This is a genomic window from Alcanivorax sp. HI0044, assembly GCF_001634945.1.
Window position 1 is genome coordinate 1 of sequence record NZ_LWEZ01001433.1, and the last position, 380, is coordinate 380.

1 protein-coding gene is annotated in these 380 nt (G+C 54.2%); it reads right to left on the reverse strand.

Going from position 1 to position 380, the window contains the following annotated elements:
• Positions 1–218 precede the first annotated feature (218 nt).
• A partial coding sequence (locus tag A3730_RS29910; protein WP_156501290.1) for a diguanylate cyclase domain-containing protein occupies positions 219–380 on the reverse strand: 162 nt, incomplete at its 5' end.

Below are 380 nucleotides of genomic sequence, written 5' to 3' on the forward strand. Positions count from 1 at the left end.
AACAACTTTGGGTGTATGCCTAGCTTGCCAGCTAGTGCGGACTGTGTCTGCGTGGTGGATAGCGAGGCCTGCACGGCCTCGCGTTTGAAATCATCGCTGAAGTAGCGCTTGGCTTTGTATTTCATGACACCTTCTCTCCAAATGAAGGTGTCTACTTTTTCCGGGGCATTCCATCCGCGTAACTATTAATTATTCATTATTAACTATTAACTGCCTTTTCACGCCACTTGGCTCTGGTCCCGCCCCCCGGACTTGGCCTTGTACAACCCCTGATCGGCCCGGTTAAGCAGCTCATCGACACTTTCGCCGTCCCGATAATCCGCCACGCCCACGGAGAGGCTGACAGTGGCCGGGCCACCCTGGGCATCGAAACGCTGTTC